Here is a 3,627-nt window from a genome sequence, read left to right on the forward strand (position 1 = left end):
CCTCACCTCCTGTAAAATTAACACCGTGTAACACTCCTTGGTTGGAACCATGAGCATTGTCTACATAAAACGCTGAATAATTCTCACAAGGATCACGTGGTTCTTCACAGTCTGGACCCTCGCATGGTGGCTTTTCACATTCAATAGTCACTACAAACGAGGATTCGGTTGATGGACACTCACCATTGGCGGGTAAGTAAATGTATATCGTTTGAGAATCTGTTACTGTATCCCCTGCACTTAAGGCATCACCACCACCATTGGTCTGCGTAAAATAACTACCGTTAGTAAGCTGTAGCAGGGTGTATTCCTCACACGCTGTAACATCTGCTAACTGATCCACCTCTGGCTGCTCATCAATAGTCACTACAAATGAGGACTCAGCAGATGGACACTCACCATTGGCGGGTAAGTAAATGTAGATCGTTTGAGAATCTGTTACTGTATCCCCTGCACTTAAGGCATCACCACCACCATTGGTCTGCGTATAATAACTACCGTTAGTAGGCTGTGGCAGGGTGTATTCCTCACATGCTGTAACATCTGCTAACTGATCCACCTCTGGCTCTTCATCAACATCAAAGGATACATCATCAGAAGCAGCCTCACAAACACCATCAGCATCAGTTGTCCAAGTAAGCGTTACTTCAGTTCCTATTTCAGTTGCATCTGGTGTATAAGTGGTAGAAGTTGAACTGGTATCAGCAAATGTTCCACTACCACCTGACCATGATCCTGGTCCATTAGCAGTAGCACTTAATGCGACAGCTGAGATACCACACACGTCATCTGCAGAACCTGCTTCGGCTTCTCTTGGTGTATCAATTGTCACAATGAAACTTGATTCAGCAGCAGGACACTCACCATTTGGTGGTAAGTATATAAAAATGGTTTGAGTTTCTGTAATTTTTGATCCTACACTTAACTCATCACCAGTTCCATCTGGACCTGTAAAGTAAGAACCACTTGAAATTTGAACTAAGGTATATTCCCCACAAGCATCAACATTTTCAAGTACAGAAACTTCTGGTTTATTACTTATTGTTACTACGAAACTTGATTCAACAGCTGGGCACTCACCATTGGCTGGTGAATAAATATATATAGTTTGAGATTCATCTATCAATGCACCTTCACTTAAAGAATCACCACTACCATCAGGTCCCGTGAAGTAGTCACCATTTGTTAAAGGTGGTAATTGGTATTGTTCACAAGCCTGGACTGGAACGAATTCATCTACAACAGGCTCTTCATCAACATTAAAGGATACATCATCAGAAGCAGCCTCACAAACGCCATCAGCATCAGTTGTCCAAGTAAGGGTTACTTCAGTTCCTATTTCAGTTGCATCTGGTGTATAGGTTGTAGAAGTTGAACTGGAATCAGCAAATGTTCCACTACCACCAGACCATGAACCTGGTCCATTAGCAGTAGCGTTTAATGATACAGCTGAGATACCACAAACATCATCAGCAGTACCTGCCTCAGCTTCTCTTGGTGTATTAACTGTAATATTTATGAATGCCGAACTTTCACATCCATTTTCATCTGCATAAGTATAGGTTACTTTAATTATACCCGAAAGCCCAGAAGGATTAAAGGTGTTTCCAGACATACCTTGACCAGAGAATGACCCGCCAGAGGGTGAGGCTACTAAATCTAATGATTCATCATCCTCACATAAGGGATCAATTGGATTAAATGTGATATCAGGCAACTCTTCAGACCAGGTATAGGTAATACTACATTCTGTAGTTTTATCACAATTATCAGTAATTACAATATTAAATACCTGAGTACTTACACAATTTAAGGTTTGGATTGGATCAGCAGTGACCACTATAGATTTAATTTCACAATCATCAGATGCTGCCGTAATACCTAATTCATTAGAGCCATTCTCAACAAGAGCTTTTACGGATGTTTCTGATGGAATGTCGTTTTGATCTGGGTTTTCTCCTAAATCTATATCTTCCTGTGGGCAGTCAAAGCTTGGGTCTTCTAGATCTACTGTCCATGTAAATTCAATAACCACTTCATCTGCATCATAACAATTATTTGAGTAATTGGCTGTCCAAGTTTTTGATCTAGAACAGCCATTAATAATAACCGATCCCTCAATGATAGTGGCTGGCGGGCTTGATAAACAATCATCAATAACAGTAAATTGAGGTATTGGAATACTAACCGGATTGCAACCGAGGTCAGTGGAGGATTCAGTTGATATAATTGTTGGTTGATTTATAGCAGTTGCCAAAGCGCTAAATGCAACACCGACGTTTTGTTCATCAGTAATTAAATAATCCGCTAATCTTATGTCGTTTGTTTCATTAGTCCCTGGACTGTCAGTAGTAAATTTAATACTATTATTACCATTATGAAGTACATCTAATTTATCTTCATCAAGCGATGAATTTGGTAAACCTACGGTAAAAAGTCTGTTTCCATTGGATTTAATCAGGTTAGCTGATTCGCAAGCTTCCTCTAAAATAGTTTGATTACCACTAGAGTCTATATTATTGTTAGGGTTTTCAGAAGAACTACCATCTCTAATACCCCAAGTAGTTGGGTTACCGTCTGTAAATAATACAATAAGGGTATCTGAATTTCCCGCGACAGAATTGGCCAAATACAATGCCTGATCCCAGTTTGTATAGAAAGATCGTTGACCGCGTGCCGCATTTGGTTGATAACTGTCAGCAGGATCGTCATTACCGCCTGAAGGATCTAGATACGCATTTAAATTAGTTATGTAGTCATCATCTAATGCTGTAAAATCTGTACTCCCATTAATAATAGCGCGTCTCGCATCAGTTCCAAATTCAATAATTGCTAGATCTATGTCAAGACAGTCGTTGGTGAGAGATTCTACAAAACTTTTTACGGCATCTTCTACTTCATCCTCAATGTCTGAAGCTCCAGAACCTGCTCCTTTAATAGATCCAGATTCGTCAAGTATTAGAATAATTCTGTAGTTGCAACTAGGACTAAAGGCAGGGTTTTGTAATGGAGTACAATTAGTTCTCTTGCCATCAAATTTAAAACCATCGACATATTCAAATTGTGCATTTAAATTTTGAGAAATAACAAACTGTATGGATAGCAAAAAAAGTATGCTCATCAGTTGTTTAATATTGAAAGTATAATAAATTGCCTTCATAATTAGAGTATTTTATTGGACTAATAGGAGAAATGTTTTTCAACCTATACCAAGTACATTTGAAGGGTTTTTTTAACAAAAAATACTTTTACAATAGCTTGGGACTTCTGATGCCATCAATCAATTGCCTTTTGACTATTAAATAGAGAAAAAAAATACAGATTATTCTTGTCTGATATCTTATTTTTCGATGAATCATTAATTTAGTTTCGACGAAAAGAAATCATGAAACATTCGTTTTATTTTAATCTAAAAGGTGAGAAGAAATTTTGACTGAACCAGATTGTATTGTACAATGTAAAATTTTTAAAATTCTGTATTGATAAAATCATACAATAAAAAAGCCGGCTCATAGAACCGGCTTTTGAAATACATTATTGGTATTTAGATCTTAACGATTGGTTTTTACAAACTGTTTCGTTATTCTGTTACCATTAACTTCCATCACCAGGAAGTACATACCATCA

General features: G+C 37.9%; 1 protein-coding gene. It reads right to left on the bottom strand.

The features are described from left to right. A partial coding sequence (locus DN064_RS14035) for a VWA domain-containing protein (RefSeq protein ID WP_198659453.1) occupies positions 1-3,121 on the bottom strand: 3,121 nt, incomplete at its 3' end. Between the last annotated feature and the right edge of the window lie 506 nt (positions 3,122-3,627).

It is taken from the genome of Winogradskyella aurantiaca, assembly GCF_003362725.1.
Lineage (GTDB): Bacteria > Bacteroidota > Bacteroidia > Flavobacteriales > Flavobacteriaceae > Winogradskyella_A > Winogradskyella_A aurantiaca.